20 protein-coding genes are annotated in these 22,594 nt (G+C 31.6%); 7 read left to right on the top strand and 13 right to left on the bottom strand.

Features of this window, described 5'->3' with window-relative positions; translation table 11 throughout:
• Positions 1 to 180: 180 nt before the first annotated feature.
• A complete protein-coding gene (locus tag HMPREF2706_RS05710; protein WP_070862244.1) occupies positions 181 to 1,860 on the top strand; it encodes a CDP-glycerol glycerophosphotransferase family protein in 1,680 nt (559 codons plus the stop codon).
• Positions 1,861 to 1,915: 55 nt separating this feature from the next.
• Here HMPREF2706_RS05710 and HMPREF2706_RS05705 read toward each other — a convergent pair whose 3' ends face one another.
• The 3 genes from HMPREF2706_RS05705 to HMPREF2706_RS05695 all read right to left on the bottom strand — a co-directional run bounded on the left by HMPREF2706_RS05705 (position 1,916) and on the right by HMPREF2706_RS05695 (position 5,923).
• Positions 1,916 to 2,512 carry a hypothetical protein gene (locus HMPREF2706_RS05705; protein ID WP_049428362.1) on the bottom strand — a complete coding sequence of 199 codons (597 nt, stop codon included), beginning with the start codon at positions 2,510 to 2,512 and terminating at the stop codon, positions 1,916 to 1,918.
• A gap of 324 nt (positions 2,513 to 2,836) precedes the next feature.
• Positions 2,837 to 5,005 (bottom strand): bifunctional glycosyltransferase/CDP-glycerol:glycerophosphate glycerophosphotransferase, encoded by a 2,169-nt coding sequence (locus HMPREF2706_RS11890; protein ID WP_083319930.1) that lies wholly within the window; start codon positions 5,003 to 5,005, stop codon positions 2,837 to 2,839.
• 399 nt (positions 5,006 to 5,404) lie between these two features.
• Positions 5,405 to 5,923, bottom strand: coding sequence for a GNAT family N-acetyltransferase (locus tag HMPREF2706_RS05695; RefSeq protein WP_049428364.1), 519 nt, complete (start codon positions 5,921 to 5,923; stop codon positions 5,405 to 5,407).
• A gap of 162 nt (positions 5,924 to 6,085) precedes the next feature.
• Between HMPREF2706_RS05695 and tatA the strand changes: the two genes are divergently transcribed.
• Together tatA and tatC are read left to right on the top strand one after the other, a co-directional pair.
• Positions 6,086 to 6,307 carry a twin-arginine translocase TatA/TatE family subunit gene (gene tatA, locus HMPREF2706_RS05690; protein ID WP_002432296.1) on the top strand — a complete coding sequence of 74 codons (222 nt, stop codon included), beginning with the start codon at positions 6,086 to 6,088 and terminating at the stop codon, positions 6,305 to 6,307.
• Complete coding sequence (gene tatC / locus HMPREF2706_RS05685; protein ID WP_070862243.1) at positions 6,246 to 7,025, top strand: twin-arginine translocase subunit TatC; 780 nt, start codon at positions 6,246 to 6,248, stop codon at positions 7,023 to 7,025. Before tatA ends, tatC begins: the two co-directional genes overlap by 62 nt.
• Before the next feature lie 24 nt (positions 7,026 to 7,049).
• Here tatC and HMPREF2706_RS05680 read toward each other — a convergent pair whose 3' ends face one another.
• From HMPREF2706_RS05680 to efeO, 3 genes are read right to left on the bottom strand one after another with little or no spacing between them, the layout of a single operon-like run.
• Positions 7,050 to 8,768: an FTR1 family iron permease gene (locus HMPREF2706_RS05680; protein WP_049428368.1), complete on the bottom strand. Its 1,719-nt coding sequence runs from the start codon at positions 8,766 to 8,768 to the stop codon at positions 7,050 to 7,052.
• On the bottom strand, positions 8,749 to 9,975 hold the full coding sequence (gene efeB / locus HMPREF2706_RS05675; RefSeq protein WP_002432933.1) for an iron uptake transporter deferrochelatase/peroxidase subunit: 1,227 nt from the start codon (positions 9,973 to 9,975) through the stop codon (positions 8,749 to 8,751). The genes HMPREF2706_RS05680 and efeB overlap by 20 nt, the downstream gene beginning before the upstream one ends.
• On the bottom strand, positions 9,972 to 10,826 hold the full coding sequence (efeO, locus tag HMPREF2706_RS05670; RefSeq protein WP_049428372.1) for an iron uptake system protein EfeO: 855 nt from the start codon (positions 10,824 to 10,826) through the stop codon (positions 9,972 to 9,974). Before efeO ends, efeB begins: the two co-directional genes overlap by 4 nt.
• 307 nt (positions 10,827 to 11,133) lie before the next feature.
• Here efeO and HMPREF2706_RS05665 point away from each other — a divergent pair, with 307 nt between their 5' ends.
• Positions 11,134 to 12,132, top strand: a complete 999-nt coding sequence (locus tag HMPREF2706_RS05665; protein ID WP_070862242.1) for an acrylyl-CoA reductase family protein — start codon at positions 11,134 to 11,136, stop codon at positions 12,130 to 12,132.
• 55 nt (positions 12,133 to 12,187) lie between these two features.
• On the opposite strand, the gene HMPREF2706_RS05660 is transcribed toward HMPREF2706_RS05665, so the two are convergent.
• The 6 genes from HMPREF2706_RS05660 to HMPREF2706_RS05635 form a co-directional block, all read right to left on the bottom strand.
• Complete coding sequence (locus HMPREF2706_RS05660) at positions 12,188 to 12,589, bottom strand: GNAT family N-acetyltransferase (protein WP_049428377.1); 402 nt, start codon at positions 12,587 to 12,589, stop codon at positions 12,188 to 12,190.
• A 24-nt stretch (positions 12,590 to 12,613) separates the two neighbouring features.
• Entirely contained in the window at positions 12,614 to 13,648 is a 1,035-nt protein-coding gene (locus HMPREF2706_RS05655; protein WP_070597665.1) for an NAD(P)/FAD-dependent oxidoreductase, read from the bottom strand.
• 163 nt (positions 13,649 to 13,811) lie between these two features.
• The gene (locus HMPREF2706_RS05650; RefSeq protein WP_002432207.1) at positions 13,812 to 14,228 is read right to left on the bottom strand and encodes a DUF2871 domain-containing protein; all 417 of its coding nucleotides are present in this window, start codon (positions 14,226 to 14,228) and stop codon (positions 13,812 to 13,814) included.
• 133 nt (positions 14,229 to 14,361) lie between these two features.
• Positions 14,362 to 14,958: a YcnI family protein gene (locus tag HMPREF2706_RS05645; protein ID WP_037550230.1), complete on the bottom strand. Its 597-nt coding sequence runs from the start codon at positions 14,956 to 14,958 to the stop codon at positions 14,362 to 14,364.
• Between the two features lie 11 nt (positions 14,959 to 14,969).
• Positions 14,970 to 16,220, bottom strand: a complete 1,251-nt coding sequence (locus tag HMPREF2706_RS05640; RefSeq protein WP_070597666.1) for a copper resistance CopC/CopD family protein — start codon at positions 16,218 to 16,220, stop codon at positions 14,970 to 14,972.
• Positions 16,221 to 16,467: 247 nt separating this feature from the next.
• Complete coding sequence (locus HMPREF2706_RS05635; RefSeq protein WP_030062329.1) at positions 16,468 to 17,745, bottom strand: YhgE/Pip domain-containing protein; 1,278 nt, start codon at positions 17,743 to 17,745, stop codon at positions 16,468 to 16,470.
• Between the two features lie 162 nt (positions 17,746 to 17,907).
• Here HMPREF2706_RS05635 and HMPREF2706_RS05630 point away from each other — a divergent pair, with 162 nt between their 5' ends.
• Both HMPREF2706_RS05630 and HMPREF2706_RS05625 read left to right on the top strand, forming a co-directional pair.
• The gene (locus tag HMPREF2706_RS05630; protein ID WP_023351218.1) at positions 17,908 to 18,519 is read left to right on the top strand and encodes a TetR/AcrR family transcriptional regulator; all 612 of its coding nucleotides are present in this window, start codon (positions 17,908 to 17,910) and stop codon (positions 18,517 to 18,519) included.
• Between the two features lie 70 nt (positions 18,520 to 18,589).
• The gene (locus HMPREF2706_RS05625) at positions 18,590 to 19,537 is read left to right on the top strand and encodes a magnesium transporter CorA family protein (protein WP_002432912.1); all 948 of its coding nucleotides are present in this window, start codon (positions 18,590 to 18,592) and stop codon (positions 19,535 to 19,537) included.
• Positions 19,538 to 19,599: 62 nt separating this feature from the next.
• Here the strand turns inward: HMPREF2706_RS05625 and HMPREF2706_RS05620 are convergent, their stop codons facing one another.
• Entirely contained in the window at positions 19,600 to 21,042 is a 1,443-nt protein-coding gene (locus HMPREF2706_RS05620; RefSeq protein WP_070862241.1) for a sucrose-specific PTS transporter subunit IIBC, read from the bottom strand.
• A gap of 165 nt (positions 21,043 to 21,207) precedes the next feature.
• Here HMPREF2706_RS05620 and HMPREF2706_RS05615 point away from each other — a divergent pair, with 165 nt between their 5' ends.
• Entirely contained in the window at positions 21,208 to 21,576 is a 369-nt protein-coding gene (locus HMPREF2706_RS05615; protein ID WP_049428388.1) for a YbgA family protein, read from the top strand.
• Positions 21,577 to 22,594: the final 1,018 nt, after the last annotated feature.

The raw sequence follows: 22,594 nt of genomic DNA, 5'->3' as shown, positions 1-22,594 counted from the left end.
TATAGTTTATTCAAGAAGATTTCAAAACCTCAAAGTTTAATATTTTCCTAAAAAAAATATAGTACTAAGTTTTTAGATTTATTACATTGAAAGTCATTTTTAAGCATTGAATTCATGAATTATAGTGAGCCACATGATAAAATAGTAGTAATAAAAGTTTAATAGATAGAAGGAAAACGAATGATAAAACAAATAAACATTTCACATATGGAGAAGTTGGAAGGACTATTAGAAAAAGCTTTACATGAGGGTTACACACATTTTGTACCCTATTCAAATGAAATTCAGATTCATCAATCAATGTTAAAATCCATTGAGCTACCTTCAACTTCATTTGTTGTCGATTATACAATACATAATACGTATCTTAATGATTGTAGATACTTTGGTAAAACATATATTAACTTTGAAGATTGGGTACAAAATATTAATTTATATCCTAATGTTATTTACGAAATCAATTCAGTGCTTAAGATATTGAATAAATTTGAGGTTGAAACGATATTTGACTTAGCTTTATTTACTATTCTTAAGGGCCATGTAGCTGTAGAAGGACATGTGGCACTTGATTTTAAAGACTCCCTCCGAACAAGCAAGGTATTCTGGAGAAGTTTTGACCGTAATGGATTAAATTATAGAGATCAATTCTTTCTTAATAAAATTGCATATGAACATCAACGTAGAATCCCTTTCACACGTGTACCTTTCAATGATCATGATAGTATACGTTATTCTGATTCCGTGTTATTAAGTACTAAATTCAAAGCACCAAGATGGCTCGTAAATCCAATTAAAAATTATTCATTACGTAAACATAAGGAAATTAGTTATATTTATGATAAAGATGATTCTAAAATTAAATCACATGTCGTATTTTTAGGTTTTGATTATCATTATAGAGGAAATTCTAAGTATCTATTTAATTACTTTGTAAAACATAACGCTACAGTAGAATCATATTTTATTACTGATGATAGAACTGGCCCACATTTCATATCTCCTAATGATGAGAATGCAAAGGAAGTCATTGAAACTGCTAGTGTTGTAATCATAGAAAGCTATCTACCTGATGATGTTCGTCCTAATGGAAAGGTCATTCAATTATGGCATGGAACACCTATTAAGCGTCTCTTTTTAGATAGTAAAGAACCGCATCAAAATCTAAACATTTATAACTATCGAGCACGTAAATATAATAAATGGGTCCATCAAGATTATCTTGTCGTTGATTCTACAGAGGTTGTAAAATATTTTGAATCTGCTTTTCCGAGTCATAAATTAGATATCCTACCTATCGGTTATCCAAGAGTCAATTATTTATTAAATAAATCTCAAGATCTCACCCTAAGAAAAAGAATTATCAAAGGGTTACAATTAGATACCTCTAAGCCAGTTCTGTTGTATGCCCCAACTTGGAAATCAAATACATCTGAAGAAGATATACTACCTTTATCTGATAAGTTACTCAATAAATATAATGTAATATTCAAAGGGCACGTTGAAAGTAAAGATAATTACATTCCTGATGGCGTGATTGTCCCACCTGAAAGTGTAGAAACACAAGATTTAATTATGATAGCTGATATTGTTCTAACCGACTACTCTTCTATTATTTTTGATGCACTCACTCTTAATAAAAACGTATGTTTATATACGCCAAATCATGCTCAATATGTTGAAGAACGTGGTGTATATGAAGATGTACTCAATAGCTTAAAAGAAGTATGGTATACAGATGCAGAATTACTTACAAATCATTTAATTTCTGATTCAATACCACATGTAAATAGTAAATATATTAATAGACAAAATCATTCATTAGACAAACTTAGTCATTTAATAGCTCAGCAAATACATTGATAATTACTTAAATAACGCGCTCACTTTTAAATTAAGTGAACGCGTTATTTATATACTATTGATGATAGTTTGGATCTATAAGTGTTGGTTGACCTTGACGATTCACTGTGACTATTGAATAACTATTGTCTTTTGAGGCATCTTTAAAGCTAAATACATATCTAAATCCATCATTAGTAGCCTCGAGTGAGTAGTCATTATATTTTTTATGTGAGTTACCAAACATGTTTGCCTCATTCTTTGCTATATCTAGTGCTGTTTCAAAATTTGGAAGTTGTTGTAGTGCTTGACCTTCATTTCCATTAAATGGAGACAAGCTTCTAGCGACCTGTGTCGCGTGGTTGCTTTGATAAGGTGCAACATAGTCCTTATTTTTACTATTATCTTGGTTAGATTGAGGTTGCTGTTTTGATGTATTAGTATTTTCAGTTTGTGAATCAGACGACGAAAGTTCATTATTACTACTAGATTTAGATGTACTGTCTTTATCTTTATGATTTTTAGACTTATCCTTTGAATCAGTTTTAGACTTTTTCTCTTTTTGTTCCTTCTTCGAACTATCATCATTTTTCTCATTTTCATCACTTCCACTATGAGAACATGCTGCTAGTATTAATGTTAGAACTGTGATACTTGCGAATAATCTCTTCATGAATCTCTCCTCCAGCTTTTGAATCTATCTACCATTACTCTCATTTTATAACATCGTATTTTTATAAAAAGCATAAAAAAAGAGTATAATATTAATTCCTTATTAATATTATACCCTATATTTATTAATTGAGTATTAGATTTATATACAGACTATAAGAAGTCCTCTCCCATCTAATTAGTATCAAATAAACATTTTCAAATTACTTTCGAGACACCTGTCCCATATATTGATTTAACTTTCAAATGAATTTTCTTAAGTTTAGATACAAAACAGACTGTGACAATAAAATTAGTCACAGCCTTATATATAAATATTATATTTCTACTTGTTTTCTTCGATATCTTTGTGAATAAGCTCTCCGATATATTGAGAAGCTTTACCATCATCAACTGAACAGAATCTATCATAAAAAGCATCAATTTGGTCTTGATATTCATCTTGAACTTTATCTAAGTCTTTGAGTTTTTTAGCCAATCTATATGGTTCAGTATAAATTGGACCTGGTAAATCTTTCATATAGTCCATGTAGAATCCACGTAATCCTTTATCATATTTATCAATGTCATATGCAAAGAAAAATTGAGGACGTTTTAAAATACCATAATCAAACATAACAGATGAATAATCAGTGATTAAACAATCACTTACCAAGAATAACTCTGAAACATCGTTATAATTAGACACATCAACTGCAAAGTTTTCATATCCTGTTAGATCAAGAGCATTAGAGATAAGATAATGCATACGTAATAAGATAACGTAATCATCCCCTAGCTCATTGTATAGATTTTCTAAATCAATTTTTAACTCAAATAAATATTTACCCTTACTAACAAATTCATCATCTCTCCAAGTTGGAGCATACATAATTACTTTTTTATCACTTGGTAAGTTAAGATTTGTCTTGATTTCATCGATATAGTCTTGATCGTTTGCACGATTCACTAATACATCGTTTCTTGGATAGCCTATTTCTAATATTCTAGGTTCATCCATCCAGAATGCACTTCTGAAAATTTCTGAAGAATATCTATTAGGCGAAATTAAATAATCCCAACGTGACGTTTCACGGTTGAAGTTTCGTTTATATCTTGAAGTTGTTGTACCAGGCATACGAACGACTTTCATATCATTTGCAAGTCGTTTTAATGGCGTACCGTGCCAAGTTTGAATATAAGTTTGGTTATCCTTTTTGTTTAAATATAACGGTGTACGTGCATTTGTTACCCAATGACTTGCTTCAGAGTATGCTTGATAGTATTCAGCAGAACCACGTTTCACTTTTTTAGCATTACCTGGAATTACACTCTTATCAGGTTTTTTAAGTGACCAAACATAATTGTAATTTGGATAGTATTTTTGCATATATTCATATATATATTTCGGACTATCACTATAATTTTTACCACCAAATGCCTCGAAAACAATCGTTCCTTGATTAACATTTTCTTCTTTATCAGTAAGTTCATATATAGAACGATCTTTATTTTTTCTTCTGAGTAAGACATTTTTAACATGACGCAATGTCTTTCTAAATTGGTTCACTTTAAAAGCATTCTCTGTATCTTGATTCATCAATAAAACCGTTTCTATGATATTGATAAGTTTTTGATGTTTAACTAGTTGGACGTTAAGATATTGTGCTAATTCAACAAGTGTATCTTTGTGAGCCTCGTATCTCGCTTTAATATCATAATGAGTTGGATCAAAATCACGGGAAATTCTATTTTCCATTTTATTAATAATAAATGTTCGCGTCATTTTATTCGAAGTACGTTCTAAAGCATCATAGAAGCTCTTTACATATTCTTCAAAAAGAACATCAAAACTTTGCTCACTTAACGTTACTGTTTCAAAAGGATCGTAAACTTCTCCACGGAAGTAGAACAGGAAGTTAAAAATACGCATAAACTTATTAACATACTTCATATATTCAAGCGTAAATGACCAATCAGTATAAATACTTAAATCTTCGTTGAATTTCAGATGATGTGCTTTGACGATTGCAGTTCGGAATATTATATTACAAGCTGTTTGCTTTCTTAAAAATGAATTAACGTTCGCGTCAGCATTGTAATACTCAACTCTAACACGATCTAAATCAACGTATTGAGGACGTTGAAGTGTAAATGAATGAATAGGCGCTATCAAGCCATCAGTATAATTAAATTTATCTAGATAAAATGTGATTGCATATGAGGCTAAAACGTCATCTGAATCAAGAAACATAAAATAAGGTGTTTCCACTTGTTCTAGAGCAACATTACGTGCATGTGCATGTCCTTGATTACTCTCTAATTTGATATAATTAATATCTTTATCATAATCTTTTAAAGCTTCATTCATTAATTGTTCACTATTGTCAGTAGAACCATCATTAACGATAATCACTTCAAAATCTTGAGTTCTCTGTTGTTTAATACTTTCAATACAACTTTTTATGTACTCTTCTGAGTTGTAATATGTGACAATAATTGTCAGTGTACTCATGTTATACGTCCTTTCTAATAACTCTATATGAATATAACGTGATTTGGCAGACATGCTATTAGATTTTATAAATCTAATATTTGTAATTCCTCTTTCACTTTGTATTACGTATTTAATTCTTCATAAGTGAAATGCTTAGGATAATTAAAACTAGTATACTCATTAAAATAAAATGTACGATTATCATAAACACATTTTAATTCAATGATTAACTGTCATCATAGCAACTGAAACATTGACGATAATGATTACTAGTTATAATAAAATCAACGCCTTGCTTTTACTAAAATTTTACGTAAAATTCATAAAAATTTAACGTGATAATTATATCTAATTTTTAATACCTACGCTAATAATAACAAGTTCAACGTTCTAATTTTATATACTTTTTGGTATATTTTAAATTAAACTTTTTTCCATAATTAAATCTTTATCTACGACATCACCAGTATAAAATTCATGTGAACCTGTAACGACAAACCCTCTTTTTTCATAAAATCGAAGTGCTTGTGGGTTGTGCTCCCATACACCAAGCCAAATCTTAGTTTTATGATATTCCTTTGCTTTTTTGACAGCCAAGTCAATGAATTTTTTACCTCTCCCGCCACCTTGATATGCCTCATCGAAATAGATTCGTTGAATTTCTAAATAATCTTCTCCCTTTTTTTCTGTTTGGGCATGATTAATATTTAATTTTAAATATCCTACTACTTTTTGTTCATCTCTAAAAAAATAGTGAAATGAATCTTTCTCTTGAAGTTCACGAGATAATTGATTAATGTTATACGCCTCTTCAAAAAATTTATTAAAATCTCTATCATCATAAGACGATTTAAATGTATGATAAAAAGTTCTCTTAGCTATATCCTGTAATATTTCAACTTCATCACTTCTTACCTCACGGATACTCTCACTCATACCAAACAACCCCTTTTTGTCGTTTAAACTACTTTAACTTATTTTATCGGACGAGTCACGCTTTTTTGTTTTATAATACTATCATTTTTCTATTGATAATCTTTATCAATGAGTATAAAGTTATAGATGAAAATTGTTTAAAAAATAGAGTGAGGTTATTATATGTTTGAAAATATGTTTGTCGTAGGTATCACTGGTCCTACAAGTTTAGTCGTAATCGCAATTATCGCATTAATTATTTTTGGACCTACAAAATTACCACAATTTGGAAGAGCTGTTGGTTCAACGTTAAAAGAATTTAAATCCGCAGCAGAACATATTGATGAAGATTCACACGAGACTCCCAGTAAAGCTTCTAAATCACAGCGAGAACAATCAAAATAGTTCTTCACTATTAGAGCATTTTGGAGAGTTACGTCACAGGCTTGTCATTGTATTGATCGCACTTATCGTTTCAGTCTTCTTAGTTTATATTTCATCACATTGGTGGATGCAATCTTTTATAAAATATATTAAACGAGCACATGTTACTTTACATACCTTCTCGTTTACCGAAACGATACAAATTTATGTAATGATTATTTTCACAGTAGCAATATGTTTAATTGTACCTATTATTTTCTATCAGCTATGGTCTTTTATAGCACCAGGCCTACATGTTTACGAGCGACAATTTATTTATAAATATAGTTTTTTCTGTGCTTTATTATTCATTATAGGAGTAGCCTTCGCATTTTTTGTTGGCTTTCCAATGATTATTAATTTCTCTGAAAAACTATCTCATATGCTCAATATAGACCAAGTTATTGGATTTAAAGCATACCTAGGAGAGCTAATTAGATGGCTCCTCGTTTTTGGATTTATATTCCAATTACCTATATTATTTATGGGATTAGCTCATTTTGGACTTATAGATGTTAATCAGTTAGGTCATTATAGAAAATATGTTTACTTTGCTTGTTTTGTAGTAGCAAGTATTATCGCACCACCTGATTTAATATTAAACTTAGCATTAACACTTCCATTAATTCTCTTATTTGAAATCAGCATGTTTATCGCAAAATTCACTTATAGAAAACAAAAAATCACAAATGAACTCTAAATGAGTCTCATTTGTGATTTTTCTTTATTGTTGATTCTTTTTACGTTGTTTAAATACAAATAATAGTATTAAAATAACTAAAATGATTTGAGCTACTATTGTTTCGACACTAGGATAGAAACCAATCCAACTCACTGTAGGCAAACCTTCGATACTATGTTGAGGTATCCAACCTAGTAATTGAGCTTTTTGGATACTTACACCTAACATTTTAAATGTCATAATGAAGATTAGTATTGAAAGCACTCGAAATATATAGTGAACTGGAATTAACTTGACAATAAATCTAAATAGTAAAGCGAAGATGATTAAAATTACAATCGCTATTACTATTCCTATTATAAAGTCTTGCGTTTTAATACTACCAATCATACCCATATAGAATATGATAACTTCAACACCTTCACGAAGTACTGATATCAAGCCGATTGTTCCCAATAAAACAAGGTTACCGTTACTAATTGCATTTTGGTACATCGACTGAATCATTTTATTCCAACGTTTTGCACTTGATCGATTATGCATCCACACACCAACCACATACATTAAAATAACGGCTACGATACCAAGTACCGCTTCCATACCCTCACGAATAATACCATTATTGCCAATTGTTGAAATCAAAACAACTGCTAACGCTATACTTAATACTAATCCTAAGAGTGCACCACCTATCACACTAGATGTACCTTTATGGTCTTTCACCTTGCGGGTCATGGTTGTTAAGGTCATGACGATTAATAGTACTTCTAAGCCTTCACGTAAGAAGATTACCATTACATCAACGAAAGTATAATCTCCTGTTCCAACCGTATCTTTAATATCATTATTGATCTCTTTTAAACCGTCTTTGACACGCTCTTTGTTGCTGTCATCTAAAATACTTTGATAATAAGGTATTTTATCTTCAATAGTTGTATATAAGCTATTATTCTTAGTTTGAATTTTACCTTCGACATATGGCCAAATTTGAATAAATTTAGATAAAGCCGCATCCGTTTGTTTTAAATCATTTTTATTGATACCAGTTATCGCCTTATCTAACTCATCATTCAATTGTGACACTTTGTACTTACCATTTTCTTCTGATGATTGTTTTTGGTCCACAGTATCTATACTTGATTTGAACGTATCCCAAGCGTTCTTAACTTTCTTTGGATCTAATGGTTCCTTTTGTATGGCTACACGAAGTTGCATTAAATTCACTTCAATCGTCCCATATTTCCCTTCATCGTAATTACGAATGACAGTTTCATGACTAGTCCAAATTTGGTTCAAACTATTATTAATGGATTCGAGTTCTGAACGATTTTTATTTTTAATCGCTTTTTGAATAGGTTCATCTTTGGCGTCTACTGCTTGCTTTAATTCTTTAATTTGACCTGATGCATCTTTAGAACTTTGTGTATTTTCATATGTAATTAATGCTTTAGTTAAGTCTGATAACTTATCAGCTTGATCATCTGAAGTTTTAGCACTTTCAACTTCCTTCAGTTTATTCTTGACTGCTTTACCTTCTTTATTATCTTTTACTTTTAAAGCATTAATTTCTTTTCTAACTTGCTTGATAGCTTTTTTCTTATCGCTATCCTTTTTTGAATTATCACTAATCGTTGATTTAGCATCCGTAATTGAAACATATACTTCACTCATTGAGGCATTTTCAGCATGTACTGGTGCTATTTTAAATAAACTTAATATTAGAATTAAGACGATAAGTATCTTAATCGAATAGTGTTTCACCGAGGTATCCTCCCTTTTTCACACCAGGTAATACGATAAATGTTGCGGAGGCACGATGTGTAATGTATTCATTTAATTTATCTTTATGACCTAAATGGTTTTGAATATCAATAAATTGTTGAGTCGCCTTTTGGAAACTAATAAATAATAACCCTGTTTCTAAAGCTCCAGTTTTGTCATTTGTTCCTGCAGTGTAGTTATAAGCACGACGTTTAATGGACGTCTTCGCTTCATGCGCTAAACGTGCATGAGCATCTGCAGGAATTACATACTCTCCACTACTATCCTTTGCACCGAGATCCATTTCATCAAATTCTTTCTTACCAGTTAGCGGAGCACCAGAGATTCGTTTACGTCCAAACGTCGCTTCTTGTTCTTCGAGTGCAGTGCGGTCCCATGTTTCAATATGAATCTGTATGCGTCGAATAATACAATATGTACCATTTTTAGCCCAACCGTCATCAATAAATACATAATCCTTGTACTCGTCAGTATGGCGAGGGTTAACAGTCCCATCTTTAAATGCCATTAAGTTACGTGGCGTTTCATGAAGTTGTCCTGAAACAAAACCTGTTTGAGACCATTTAACTTGTACAATATCTCTAAATGGTCTTATTAAGTTATGGATAGCATGGAAAGTAACTTGATCATCCATTGAACATGCTTGAATCATGATATCTCCATCACTAAAATCATCCGATAATTGATCATTAGGGAAATGTGGTAAATCTTTATAATCTTTCGGTATCTTGTCTTTCATACCAATCTTTTTCAAGAAAGATTTACTTACTCCGAACGTAAGCGTTAATTTACTCGCACTTAAGCCAATTGCTTCACCAGTATCAACAGGTGGTAATAATGGGTTACTACTCTCTTTACCGACAGAATCTCCGTCCGTCATCTGCGCTGCCATTTTCGTCCACTGTTTGAACATATCTTTGATTGCAGCTTTATCTTTCGATTTTAAATCTAAAGCTACAAAGTTAATTGAGCGTTGTGTGGGTGTAGTAATACCGGCTTGAACTTTGCCATAAAACTCATATGCATCTTTCTCTTCATCTTCTGGTGTATCAAACATTGATTTAAAAGAGAATATACTTCCTACTCCACTTGCACCAATGACTACACCAGCGCCACCTATGCCTAACATTTTTAGAAATGAACGGCGTGACATTTGTGATGATTGGTCTTTGTCTAGTTTACTCATTCTGTAACCACAGCCATCTTACTTAATGGTTCACCTAAAGCATTTACAGCATCAGCCAATGCTTTTCTATCTTTCTTAGTTACATCATTATAAGATTTATAACCATCACCGTCTTTATATTTATCAAGTAATTTATTTACCTTGTCAAAGTTCTTTTGAATATTTGAACTTAACTTTTTATCTTTTTTCTCTAGAGTAGGTTTAAATAACTCATATATTTTTTGCGCGCCTTCAATATTAGCTTTAAAGTCGTACAAATCAGTATGAGAATAAATTTCTTCTTCACCTGTAATTTTAGATGTTGAAACTTCATTTAATAAATCTACTGATCCTTGAAGCATTAATTTAGGTGTAATATCTAATGTATCAGCTTTTGCATGTAATTCTTTAGCATCTTTTAACAATTGATCAGCATCCTTTTTAGTTGTACTGTCAATTTTATTATCTTGATAAAGTTGTTTTTCAATTTTATGATATCCAGTCCATTGATCTTCTTTTTTTTCTTCTTTCATATCTGCTAAACGAGCGTCAATCTTAGGATCTAAATCACCGAAAGCCTCGGCAACTGGTTCTGAACGTTCATAATACATACGTACCTTAGGATATAATTCTTTAGCCTTTTGCAGATTGTTATCTTTAATTGCATCAACGAATTGTTGCGTACCTTTTAAGAATTGATCGAGTTGCTTATCTGTGTACTTTTCATACTTCTTAGTAGCTTCATTTAATTCCTTTTTATTACCACCACTACTATTATTTGTTGAACTTGAACTATCTTTACTATTATTGTCGTTTCCACATGCTGCTAACATTAACGTTGATGCTAATAAAATAACCGGTAACTTTTTCATTACTTCACCTCATAGATTGATAAATAAATGATTAACCTATTGTGACTCACATCGAGTTGGAGTTAAAGTTCTCAATTGATAATCATTATCAAGAATATTATATTCGTGGGTGATATTTGTGTCAATAACAACTCTTTTGATTTTTTATCTAAAAATCCTTTTAAATTTTAAAGAATTTAGGAGACATTTATGTGTTATTTATTTTTAAAAATAAAATGACTGGGTAAACTATGAATAAGGGAATTTAGAGTTGACGATTACTATAATTTTTAGAATTTAAAAAGATACTTATAGGAGTGGCTATACTATGGTAGAAAAGTTTCAAGCATTTATAGTTGATCAAGACGACAAAGGTAACGTTTCTCATGATTTTAAAAAGATAAGTAAAGAGGATTTACCTGAAGGTGACGTTCTCATTAAGGTTCACTATTCTGGAATTAATTATAAAGACGCTTTGGCTACACAAGATAACAATGCAATTGTAAAAAGTTATCCTATGGTGCCTGGTATTGATTTGACTGGTACTATTGAAGAAACGAATGCACCTGGATTAGAAGTTGGAGATGAAGTCATTGTTACAAGCTATGACTTAGGTGTAAGTCATTATGGTGGTTTCAGTGAATACGCACGTGTGAAATCAGAGTGGGTTATTAACTTACCAGAGGGACTTACTCTAGAAGAAGCTATGATTTATGGAACTGCTGGATATACAGCTGGCTTAGCTATTGAAAAATTAGAAAAAGCTGGCATGACTATTGAAGGAAAAGAAGTTTTAGTAAGAGGAGCAACAGGTGGCGTTGGCACACTTGCTATGCTTATGTTAGAGAATCTGGGATATGACGTGATAGCTAGTACCGGACGAAAGAATGTTGACGCTGATTTAAAAGAACTTGGTGCTACTGAAGTAATCAATCGCCTACCAGATAATGATGAAAAAGCATTGGCATCACGCACTTGGCAAGCAGCCATTGACTCTGTCGGTGGTCAAAATTTACCTTATATTGTTAAACGTTTAGATAATAATGGCAGTGTAGCAGTAATTGGTATGACTGGTGGCAATGAGTTTGAAAGTTCGATTTTCCCATTTATCTTAAGAGGTGTAAGTATTATTGGCATTGATTCAGTTTTCACACCAATCAAGTTACGTCGTCGTGTATGGAGAAGATTAGCAAGAGATTTAAAACCAAATCAACTTCATGATATTAAGCATGTCATTTCTTTTGATGAACTTCCTCAAGCTATTGATAAAGTGATTAACCATGAAAATACTGGTCGCATTATAATAGATTTTAATGCTTCAAAATAATTAATATAAGAAAAAGAGCGCGAGTACACCTCATAGTCTACTCGCGCTCAAATCTTTAATACTTGATATACATTCCTTTTGAATATGGCTCGGTACTTATGAACCCAAACTTTTCATAAAGTTTATCAGCTGGATAATCTGCCATTAAACTTATATATGTTCCTTTTTCAGCCACTCGATCAATATACTTCATAATTTCTTCCATTATAGTACGCCCATGTCCCAAACCTTGGTATTCTTTATTTACTGCGATATCTACAATCTGAAAAGCAGTACCACCATCTCCTATAACACGCCCCATACCAATGAGCTTATTGTCATCATAAATAGTGACATTGAAACAGGCATTGGGTAACCCCTTTTCAGCAGCTTCAATTGACTTAGGACTCATACCAGCGTTGAGTCTTAAATCACAGTATTCTTGAACTTTAGGTGCTTCAAAATTAATTTCTACCATCACTATGCTATCCTTTCAATAAACTTAGTATAGATATTGGTTCACAATATCTTTGTTTGATTCCTTAAAGATATCGTTATGACTTGATACATAACCTTCAGTTGCTGCATGAGGTTCGATGTACGTCTTAGCTAAATTAGCAGCATTACCAGCATCACTGAATGCGCTCGCAATTAAATGTACTTTAGCATCATGGTGCACGATATCGCCACATGCGTAAATACCCTCTATACTAGTAGTCGTATTCCCAAAGCCTTTAACTCGGTATTCATCATAAAGTTCAAATTGTGATGTACAATCTTTGAGTAATGGATTCTCATGATCAAAGCCATGACTAATTATGACTTCATCAAAAGCTTGAGTTTCGATTTTACCGCTCTCAACATTCTCCAGTTTCACTTGATGAATACGTGTATCATTGTCATTTCCAATAAGTTGTTTAATTTTAGTGTTTGGCAGTAATTGTACACCAAGTTCTTTAAGAATCCCATTCATAGCTTCATAACCACTTGTTTCTGATTTTCGATAAATCACCGTTACGCTTTTGGCAATTTTCGCAATATCTCGCGCCCAATCTAATGCAGTATTTCCTCCGCCAGAAATAAGGACATCTTTATCTCTAAATTTTGAAAATGACTGAACGACATAGTGAAGATTGGTAAGTTGATAACGTTCTGCACCTTTAATATCAAGCGGTTTTGGATTAATGATTCCTCCTCCAATAGCGAAAATAACTGCTTTGGATTCATAAATGTGCCCTTCACTTGTTTCAATTTCAAAATGTCTTTCTGAAACTTTACGTATATCAGTAACACGTTCATTTAAATTTACTTTAGGATTAAAATGTAAACCTTGTTCAATCATATCTTCTATAATCTGGTAGCACGGTTTAGGTGCAACACCACCAATGTCCCAAATAATTTTCTCCGGATAAATTTGCATTTTACCACCTAACTTATCTTGCACATCAATGATTCTAACTGACATCCCTCTCAACCCAGAGTAGAAACTTGCAAACAAGCCAGCTGGACCGCCACCTATAATCGTAACGTCTTTCATATTGCTTCCTCCTGTAATATGTAAAGCATATAAATTAATTCCCAGTGATAATTATTATCATTTATTTCATCAATATTATACTATATGTGAAATGCGTATTGAAGATATTCATATTAGCACTACATAAAAAACTCGTGAGTCATTAAAAACTCACGAGTTAAAATTAATCCTTAGGTTCAGTAATAATTGCTTGTCTAAGTAAAAAGAATAATAATAACAGTCCTGCTAGCATTCCCGTATGACCTATACCAGCAAAGCCTGCTAAAGCTTCTGGTGAATATTTTGCACCAATCACTTGTAAAGTACCTTTATAAGTCATCATGCCTATTGTCACTATGACACCTAAATGATAGACGATAAAGAACCAATTAAATAAATAATAACTACTTAATTTAAATACCTTTTCAAGTGGTAATAAAAGTAAGAACATAAACATTCCGAGTATAAGTGTATGAGTATGTACTAATGCTAATTGTGTATCACCCGTAAAATGATGCGCTTTAGTTAATTCTCTGTAATAGAAACCACTTAATAGTCCTATAATCATATAGAATAAAAAAGAATATAGTAATCTACGCATGATGAATCCTCCCTCACGGTTATATTATAGAACATATTACTAAATATTAAAGTGACAAAATCACGAAGAATAGAGATGATTACAAAAAATTCCTAAAAAGATAAAGTAAACTTTTTAGGAATTTTTGAGCTCTTTATTTTTTATTACGTGCATGTTTAAATAGAGCAACTAATGAAATAATTATTGCAAAGATGGACACAATCCATAAAGCGATTGAGCCTCCACCATTTGAAGTAGATGCTTCAGATTTATTACCATTTGAACTTGCACCTTTTTTCACAGTAGTAGTTGGAGCAGGATGTTCGCTATTTTCTTTACCAGTCCATTTTACAACATCACCGTTATCATACGTTTGATATGCTTTCCATTTAAATGTGCCCTCATCTTCAGGATTAGCTGCTACAATCGGAAATTCTATAAACTCGTTAGGTCCTATTCCTTTACCAGTAGCTTTCCATGTAATTTTTGTGATATTGCCTTTCTTATCTTTTTTAAATTGATGTTTAAATCCTTCAACAGGTGCAACGTTTGCTACGTTGACACCTTTAGGGACATTCAATTCAACTTTGACAGTGTTATTATCTTGCTCAACTGGAACCCTCACATCATATTTGTCATAAGATCCTGGTTCACTTTGGTTGGGATTAAGTGTCACGTGCGCATCGGCGTATTTAAAACATCCAATCGCAAAAAATAAAACAATTGTCATTGATATCAATTTGCGTAACATGATTTTCCTCCTTAACTTGGGATATTAATTTGACTCATCATCACACCGGCAAAAATTAAAATAATGCCGATAATAAGTTCTGTAAATAGAGTTACTTTGTTTACATGATTTCTTTTACCTAAAGCACGGTATGTTTGGTAAAATCCTAAAATCATCATGATTAATGTACCAATCACTTTAATAATGATAAATACTGTCCAAGCTTGTATATTATTCCATATAGCTAAGACATTCGTTTCATCAATAGCCATCAGGACACCAGAAATTATCAATATAGCTACCGCTGTAATATTCGTTTTCAAAAGCATATGTCTAACATTTGTTAATTGATTGCCACGTCCATTTTTAGCGTAACAAATCAGATAGACTAACGCGCCTAACCATAGTGTCATTCCTGCTAAATGTAGCGTTCTAATTACTATAGACCAAAGTGGCACATGTTGTGACCACGCATGACCAGACATTGCTACAGCTAATATCATTGCAAACGACACAAGCCAGTACCATAATTTTTCCATATCTTTAAGAACCATTAATATAAATAATACAATAAGCGCAATTGAACTAATGATATATGGAAATTGCATAATGACGTTAGCTTTAAAAGATAAAATATCGTTTAACACATCTGATGTGAGTGTCATCATATAAACGAGTATCGACATAAGAATCGACATCCCCATTATCCATGCGACACCGACCTGTTTAGGTAATATGTTAAATTGCTTTAATCCTCGACGTTTAGCAATACCATTCATCCAGAACAAGCCAACTAAAATAATCGTTGCACCTTCTGTAAGGTATCTAAATACACCAAACCAAAAGCTTGGTTGTTCATAAAAAGAATCAGAGGTATCAACATTTTTAGCAGTCACCTTGCCTACTGAAAACTCAAATTTATTACTCACTTCATGACCATCTGCTGAAATCGCATGCCATTCAACTGTATTTGTCCCTTTAGCAATTTGATCTCCAGGAAATTCTAAAGTTTTTGACCATCCTGAAGTTGTAGGTTTAACTTCACTTATTTTTTTACCTTTATCATTATATAAAGTTATATTTGAATACTTTGCATTGACTGGCTCATTATATTCCAGCTGTATGTCTTCTGGTTTATCTTTAACAACTCCTCTATCTTGCGGTGTTGTTTTTTCTAAAGTTGCATGTGCAGAAGCTTGTTGCTGAAAGGCTGGAACCAATGTCATTAATATTATAACTATCAATGCAATCATGTACTTTGTCATTTTACTATGTACTAACATTGAAACCTCCCCATATAAGTGCTTTTAAATTTTGCCCTGTTCCCAATAATATAGCTTACATTTCCACTTAACAATAACAATTCTAATTTTTCACTATTTCGACAAAAAAGAAGACAAGTAAGAAACCTTATCCTCTAACGTCTCTTAAACTTGTCTTTTAAAATTATACTTCTGGAAGCAACTCTTCTTTATCAACTACTAAATAAACAACGTTAGCTCATTATAAACTAACGCTGTTTAATTCATATTATGAAGGTATTTCAGTACGTTTAGTACTATGTTTTCTAACTATTGCTGCGATTAAACTTGAAATGATACCGAAAATCATAAAGCCAATTAGCATCCAAACTGTACTGTTTAACTCAATTGCTTTATTCATATAAATAAGCTCTTTGAGTGTAGTAGTGTAGTGTGTAAATGGATTCCATCCATAAGCCCATTTTTGATATCCTTCTGGGAGCATTTGTTTTGGTAAAGTAACCATTTGCATACTGAAGAACATGAGTAAGATGAAGATAGGTAGAGATTTCATACCTAACCAAACCATAATTCCTAGTATTAATCCAACAAATCCCATTATTGCTAGAGCAATGAACAAAGCAACTCTATTAGGATGATCGAAATGGAATCCTAATACACCTTTCATAAAGTACACATATGCAAAGCTGCCTAGGAAAGCTGCAAGTACTGCAGTTACCATTTGTCCTACAGATGCAATAATTCTATGTTGTATCGCAAAGTTATTACTAGTTCTAAACGCATAGAATAATAACACTGAAGTAATCATTGAGCCCATCCAAACTGGCATAAACATTAAGAATGGTGCATTACCGCCACCTTGATGATCTTTAACTTTATTTACTTTGTGATCATCAACTTTAACTGGATTAGTAATGCCTTGGATATCTTTAGGACTTACATCTACGTTCTGTTTTTGAAGTGTAGATAAACTTTGTTTAGTAATTTGTTTATTTAAGTTTTGTCCGACACCTGATAGTACATTTGTAACAATGTTTGATGCTTGTAAATTTGAACCTTGGCTTACAATCGTTTTAAGTTTTGCTTGTTTTACATCAACACTTTGATTACCCATTTTTTCTTTCATTTTTTGAGCTTGTTGTGCTGGAATTTCACCAGATTCAACTTTTTCTTTCATCTCTGACTTTTTACTATCCATAACAACTTTTTGAGTTTTACTCATTGCATTTTTTGAAAAGTCTTTTTCAAATACAACTGCCCCATAATATTTCTCATTATCGAATCCTTTTTTCAAATCAGATTCTTTATCAACTTTAACCCATTTAATTTTATCTGAATCACTATCTAATAATTTATCTTCTATTTTCTTACCAATATCAACTTTATTACTTTGAATAGTTGTACCTTCATCATTATTGACGATGGCAATTGGTAAATCTTTAGGTTTTGGATTAAATGCTGGATAAAATGCTAGTGAAAAAATAACTAAGATTAAAATCGCAGCAATTGGTGCTAACCATAATAATTTGCTTTTAAAGATATTCATGAATTGACCTCCTTTTTTTATTGAACAATGTGTTGAATATTCTTTACGTTGTCTATTATAATAGGTAAGAACAATTTAACAATAATCAATTTAATAAAATACGTCTGTTATTGAACACTTTGTTGTAAATTGTCTATTAAATCATTGGGAGGTTATATTTAATTGAAAGAAGATAGGCGAATAAGAAAGACAAAATCTTCCATTAAGAAAGCATTTACAACATTATTACAATACAAAGAGCTCGATAAAATTACGATTAGAGATATTACAACTGAAGCTGATGTGAATAGAGGAACCTTCTATTTACATTATGAAGATAAATATATGTTGCTTTCAGATATGGAAGATGAGTGTATTTCAGAGCTAGCTCATCTAACGGATTTTAATCAAATAGATGGGGACACTGTTGAAGCTATTTCAGAACTCTTTATAGATAGAGTTCTTACTAAAATCCTTCAACATATAGATGATAATTTAGATTTTTATCAAATCATTCTACAGTTAGATCGTCGAAGTAAACTTGAAGAGAAAATAAGTTTATTAATTAAACAAAATATGAATCGATATATGAGTATTAATCATGAAATAGATGGTATACCAGAGATGTATTTTCATAGCTATGTCGCAGGCGCTACAATAAATACTATTAAATATTGGGTTTTAGACCCAAATCGTATTTCAGTTGATGAATTAACACATCATATTTATAAAATTGTTTATAATGGACCATTACGAATTATGGCAGAATATAAATATAAAATGAATCATGCCTAACTTAATCGTTCAAATACTATCTAACTGTTAATCAAATTGAATATAGAAGACTTTGAAAGGAATTATAGTTATGATTACTGCTTATAAACATGAAAGTATAAATTCAAATGAAATCATTGAAACTAAAGTGGATCATAGCGCGTCTTGGATTAACGTTGTTGAACCTGAACGTGAAGAAATTGAAGAATTAATGGAATTCTACAACATTCCAGAGGACTTTATCCGTGACCCATTAGATTCTGAAGAAAGTGCACGTATAGAATATGACGAAGATACTGGCTATTCACTCATTATTATCGACTTACCTATTGTCAACTCTACAAACCGTCGCGTACTTTCGTTTGTTACTATTCCACTAGGTATCATTATAGGTAATGGCATTATCATGACCGTTTGTGATGCCGAAAATGAATTTCTTGAAAATTTTGCAAGACAAGATGATATTAATTTAAAATTTCATAGTCGCTTTGCACTTGAAATTTTATTAACAATTGCAAATCACTATAATAGAAATTTAAGATTATTAAATAAATCGCGAATTCGTATCGAGAAAGATTTAAAGAATAACATTACTAACAAACAATTATTTAAACTTATGGAAGTTGAAAAAAGCTTAGTTTATTTCTTAGCGGCATTAAAAGGTAATGATACAATTATTAAAAAACTATTTCGTTTACCTGCAATCAAACGCTTTGAAGAAGATGAAGAATTACTTGAAGACTTAGTAATCGAAAATAATCAAGCTATTGAAACAACCGAATTACATCAACGTATCCTTGAAAGTATTACAACATCTTATGCTTCATTACTATCTAACGACATGAATACAATAATGAAGACATTAACACTGTTTACTGTATTACTTACTCTTCCTACGCTCGTGTTTAGTTTCTTCGGTATGAACGTACCATTACCTATAGACGACCATAGTTATGTTTCATGGGTAATCGTTGTAGGTATATCATTGATACTTGTTGCAATAGTGAGTATCTATTTATGGCGTAAACAAAAGCTTTAAATCATATTTTATATAAAAAGTCCCACTTGAATTTGATTTTAAATTCAAGCGGGACTTTTTAATTATTTAGCTGCAGCTTTATAGGTCTTTCTTTTCGATAAAACAAATGTAACAACGATTGACACAATAAAGGCAATCATCATACCTATGAGATAGTGTAACCAACCTGCATGCGCTGGATTAATAGATATAAATCCTGGTAAACCTGCAGTACCCAGTGCAATAGCTTTCACTTTGAAAAATGAAATATAAGCTGAACCTAATCCAGATCCCACAACAGCACCTATAAATGGATATCTTAATTTAAGATTGACACCAAACATCGCTGGTTCCGTAATACCTAATAATGCAGAAATTCCAGCTGCAGATGCCACACCTTTTAGTTTTTTATTATGTTTAATTATAAAGAATGCTGCAATGGCTGCACCACCTTGAGCAACATTAGACATAGTAGCAATTGGAAAGATGAACGAACCTCCTGTTTTGGTGGCGTCAGCAATCAAGGTCGTTTCAACTGCGATGAAGCTATGATGCATGCCAGTAATTACAATTGGTGCATAAAGTAAGCCGAATATGAGACCTCCTATAGCCCCACCAAAATCATACAACCAAGTTAGTCCATCTGATAACCAATATCCTAATTGACGTGTAATAGGTCCAACGAATAAAAATGTGATAAAAGCTGTAACAAATATAGATAACAATGGTGTCAGTAAATTATCCAAAACAGTCGGTATCACTTTACGTAGCCACTTTTCAATTGTAGCTAAAATATACGCAGCAACTAACATGGGAAGCACTTGTCCTTGATAGCCCACCTGATTAATATGTAATCCAAAAATATCCCAATGGGGAATAGCTTTCCCTGCTTCCACTGCTTTAGGAAAATCATAAGCGCTCATTAAACTAGGATGAACTAATATCATGCCTAGTGCGGCACCTAAGAAAGGATTACCCCCAAAACGTTTAGCTGCACTAAATCCTATTAAAATAGGAAGTAAAGTAAATGGTGCATTTGCAAAGACGTTTATCATTTCAGCCAAGCCAGCGAATTGACTGTGAACATCAATGAATGATTGTCCTTTATAGAACAAATCTTTGGCAGTTAGAATGTTATTCAATCCCATCAATAAACCACCAGCTACAATTGCTGGAATAATAGGAACAAATATATCAGACAACATTTTCACAAATTTTTGTAAAGGATTCATATTTTTAGTCGACTTATCTTTAACATCTGATGTCGTTGATGCCTCTTTACCAGTAATTTTCTCTAATTCATTAAATACTTTGTTAACAGTCCCAATACCAATAATGATTTGATACTGTCCCCCAGTTGAGAAAGTTCCCTTTACTACATCCATATTATTTAGCGTTTCTTCATCAACTTTGCTTTCATCATTAAGAACTAATCTTAATCTTGTAGCACAATGTGCAATAGCATCAAGGTTTTCTTCCTCACCTATTGCTTGTAATATATCTTCAGCAGATTTCTTATAGCTCATTAAATAAGCCTCCTTATTTAGAAACCGGTTCCATTTATTTAACTTTATTGTAACCGGTTCCAAACTTTTACGCAATAGCTCATCAATCGTTTATTAGTAATAATATTAATTTAGAAACTTAACTTCTGGGTAACCTTAATAATATAAGATGAGGTGAATAATTTAATGAAAGAACGTGGAAAAATAGAAAAGCTTTGGCGAGAAGAGAAATATCGCGTATTACTACATGTTCAAAATGCCTATAACAAAATTAGAGCACTGCTAAAAGAATCACCCTCTCTTGAAGAAGTACAATTTCAAATTAATGAAGCAATTAATCATTCTCCAACAACTGGCTCAATAATTAATGCCTATGAACACATGTGGGGTTATTTTAAAAATATAGCAACTGATAATGAAAAACATAAGGCATTGATGTTAAAGGATGACTTTATGAATCATCAAATTGAATTGGACGCCCTACTAAGTTATTTGAGTCAACTTGCTAATAAGTATGACATTAAATACCTTCAAGAAAGTACAGTACTAAATTAAAAAAAGACCTAGGTGAAAACACCTAAGTCTTTCGCAATAATGTACGTGTTATATTATTTCTAAAAAGAGTAATTGTCTAAGTTGTTTCACACTGTAATAGCATTAAGGCTTGTTAATAAAACACTAATGGAATATCTTGCCTTATAGCTATGTCATTCGAATAATTAAAACATTAAGCTGATAATTAATAAAATATAAAACTTTACCATGACACTACACGAAATATATTTCTTTAATTTAATAGTACTTCGGGGGAGAGTAATTTTAATTAAAAATCTTCTAATTGTTGCTACTAAACAATTGTTGTTGATCGATTATACTTTAATGTGCATAGATGTTGATTCCTGTTGTTGAAATAGTAAGTATTTCATGTGTTTCAATAATTTGTCTTAACATTAATTAGTCTTGATGTTGATTCCTGATGTTTGAGAAGAATGAATTTTATTCTTGTTGATCTTATTCTTCGATGTTATGCATTCTTCTTATTCCATGGTGTCATTTCTTTCTAGATGACTTAACTTGAGTTGGTTGATGAATAAGTTTCGAGAAAATTATTAAGTATAACTGAATTTTTCTAGTTGTTTATTCTATTAGTATAGTTAAACAATTAAATAATAGAAAATGTGTGCTATTCTTTGTTGTCTCTCTCTTTATGCTGTTGATTCTTGATATATTAACATACATAGTACATTTATTGCTACGATTTCCATCCAAAAATTAATTCACTATAAAATTAATCGCAAATCGTCTAAAAATTTACATTAACTTCTTTTTAGAATTTCAATTGGGTCGAAATCTATATTTATTATGTACTAAAAAATTCGTTTGCACTCTATCCAAAATTTTCAAAATAAGAACTCTATATTTCTAAATAATTATTTGTATTGTGTGCTACTTATAATTTTTGATTGGTTGCTTAACTTTACAAGGAAAAATTTTTATATTTCTCTATTACTATTTCAAGACGAATCGATTATAATAACATTGGTTCTGTTGCAAAGTAAAAAAATATAGCTAA

This window comes from Staphylococcus sp. HMSC067F07, assembly GCF_001837405.1.
Lineage (GTDB): Bacteria > Bacillota > Bacilli > Staphylococcales > Staphylococcaceae > Staphylococcus > Staphylococcus capitis.
Note: the sequence above shows the minus strand (reverse complement) of the source record. Positions and strands in the feature narration are given on the sequence as shown.

What these genes read in the sequence shown, in the direction of transcription:
- HMPREF2706_RS05655 (WP_070597665.1), bottom strand. Translation starts at nt 13,648, where the DNA reads ATGAAAGACGTTACGATTATAGGTGGCGGTCCAGCTGGCTTGTTTGCA.
- HMPREF2706_RS05695 (WP_049428364.1), bottom strand. Translation starts at nt 5,923, where the DNA reads ATGAGTGAGAGTATCCGTGAGGTAAGAAGTGATGAAGTTGAAATATTA.
- HMPREF2706_RS05640 (WP_070597666.1), bottom strand. Translation starts at nt 16,220, where the DNA reads ATGTTAGTACATAGTAAAATGACAAAGTACATGATTGCATTGATAGTT.
- HMPREF2706_RS05615 (WP_049428388.1), top strand. Translation starts at nt 21,208, where the DNA reads ATGAAAGAACGTGGAAAAATAGAAAAGCTTTGGCGAGAAGAGAAATAT.
- HMPREF2706_RS05705 (WP_049428362.1), bottom strand. Translation starts at nt 2,512, where the DNA reads ATGAAGAGATTATTCGCAAGTATCACAGTTCTAACATTAATACTAGCA.
- HMPREF2706_RS05710 (WP_070862244.1), top strand. Translation starts at nt 181, where the DNA reads ATGATAAAACAAATAAACATTTCACATATGGAGAAGTTGGAAGGACTA.
- efeB (WP_002432933.1), bottom strand. Translation starts at nt 9,975, where the DNA reads ATGAGTAAACTAGACAAAGACCAATCATCACAAATGTCACGCCGTTCA.
- HMPREF2706_RS11890 (WP_083319930.1), bottom strand. Translation starts at nt 5,005, where the DNA reads ATGAGTACACTGACAATTATTGTCACATATTACAACTCAGAAGAGTAC.
- tatA (WP_002432296.1), top strand. Translation starts at nt 6,086, where the DNA reads ATGTTTGAAAATATGTTTGTCGTAGGTATCACTGGTCCTACAAGTTTA.
- HMPREF2706_RS05620 (WP_070862241.1), bottom strand. Translation starts at nt 21,042, where the DNA reads ATGAGCTATAAGAAATCTGCTGAAGATATATTACAAGCAATAGGTGAG.
- HMPREF2706_RS05665 (WP_070862242.1), top strand. Translation starts at nt 11,134, where the DNA reads ATGGTAGAAAAGTTTCAAGCATTTATAGTTGATCAAGACGACAAAGGT.
- HMPREF2706_RS05625 (WP_002432912.1), top strand. Translation starts at nt 18,590, where the DNA reads ATGATTACTGCTTATAAACATGAAAGTATAAATTCAAATGAAATCATT.
- HMPREF2706_RS05660 (WP_049428377.1), bottom strand. Translation starts at nt 12,589, where the DNA reads ATGGTAGAAATTAATTTTGAAGCACCTAAAGTTCAAGAATACTGTGAT.
- HMPREF2706_RS05635 (WP_030062329.1), bottom strand. Translation starts at nt 17,745, where the DNA reads ATGAATATCTTTAAAAGCAAATTATTATGGTTAGCACCAATTGCTGCG.
- tatC (WP_070862243.1), top strand. Translation starts at nt 6,246, where the DNA reads ATGAAGATTCACACGAGACTCCCAGTAAAGCTTCTAAATCACAGCGAG.
- HMPREF2706_RS05645 (WP_037550230.1), bottom strand. Translation starts at nt 14,958, where the DNA reads ATGTTACGCAAATTGATATCAATGACAATTGTTTTATTTTTTGCGATT.
- efeO (WP_049428372.1), bottom strand. Translation starts at nt 10,826, where the DNA reads ATGAAAAAGTTACCGGTTATTTTATTAGCATCAACGTTAATGTTAGCA.
- HMPREF2706_RS05650 (WP_002432207.1), bottom strand. Translation starts at nt 14,228, where the DNA reads ATGCGTAGATTACTATATTCTTTTTTATTCTATATGATTATAGGACTA.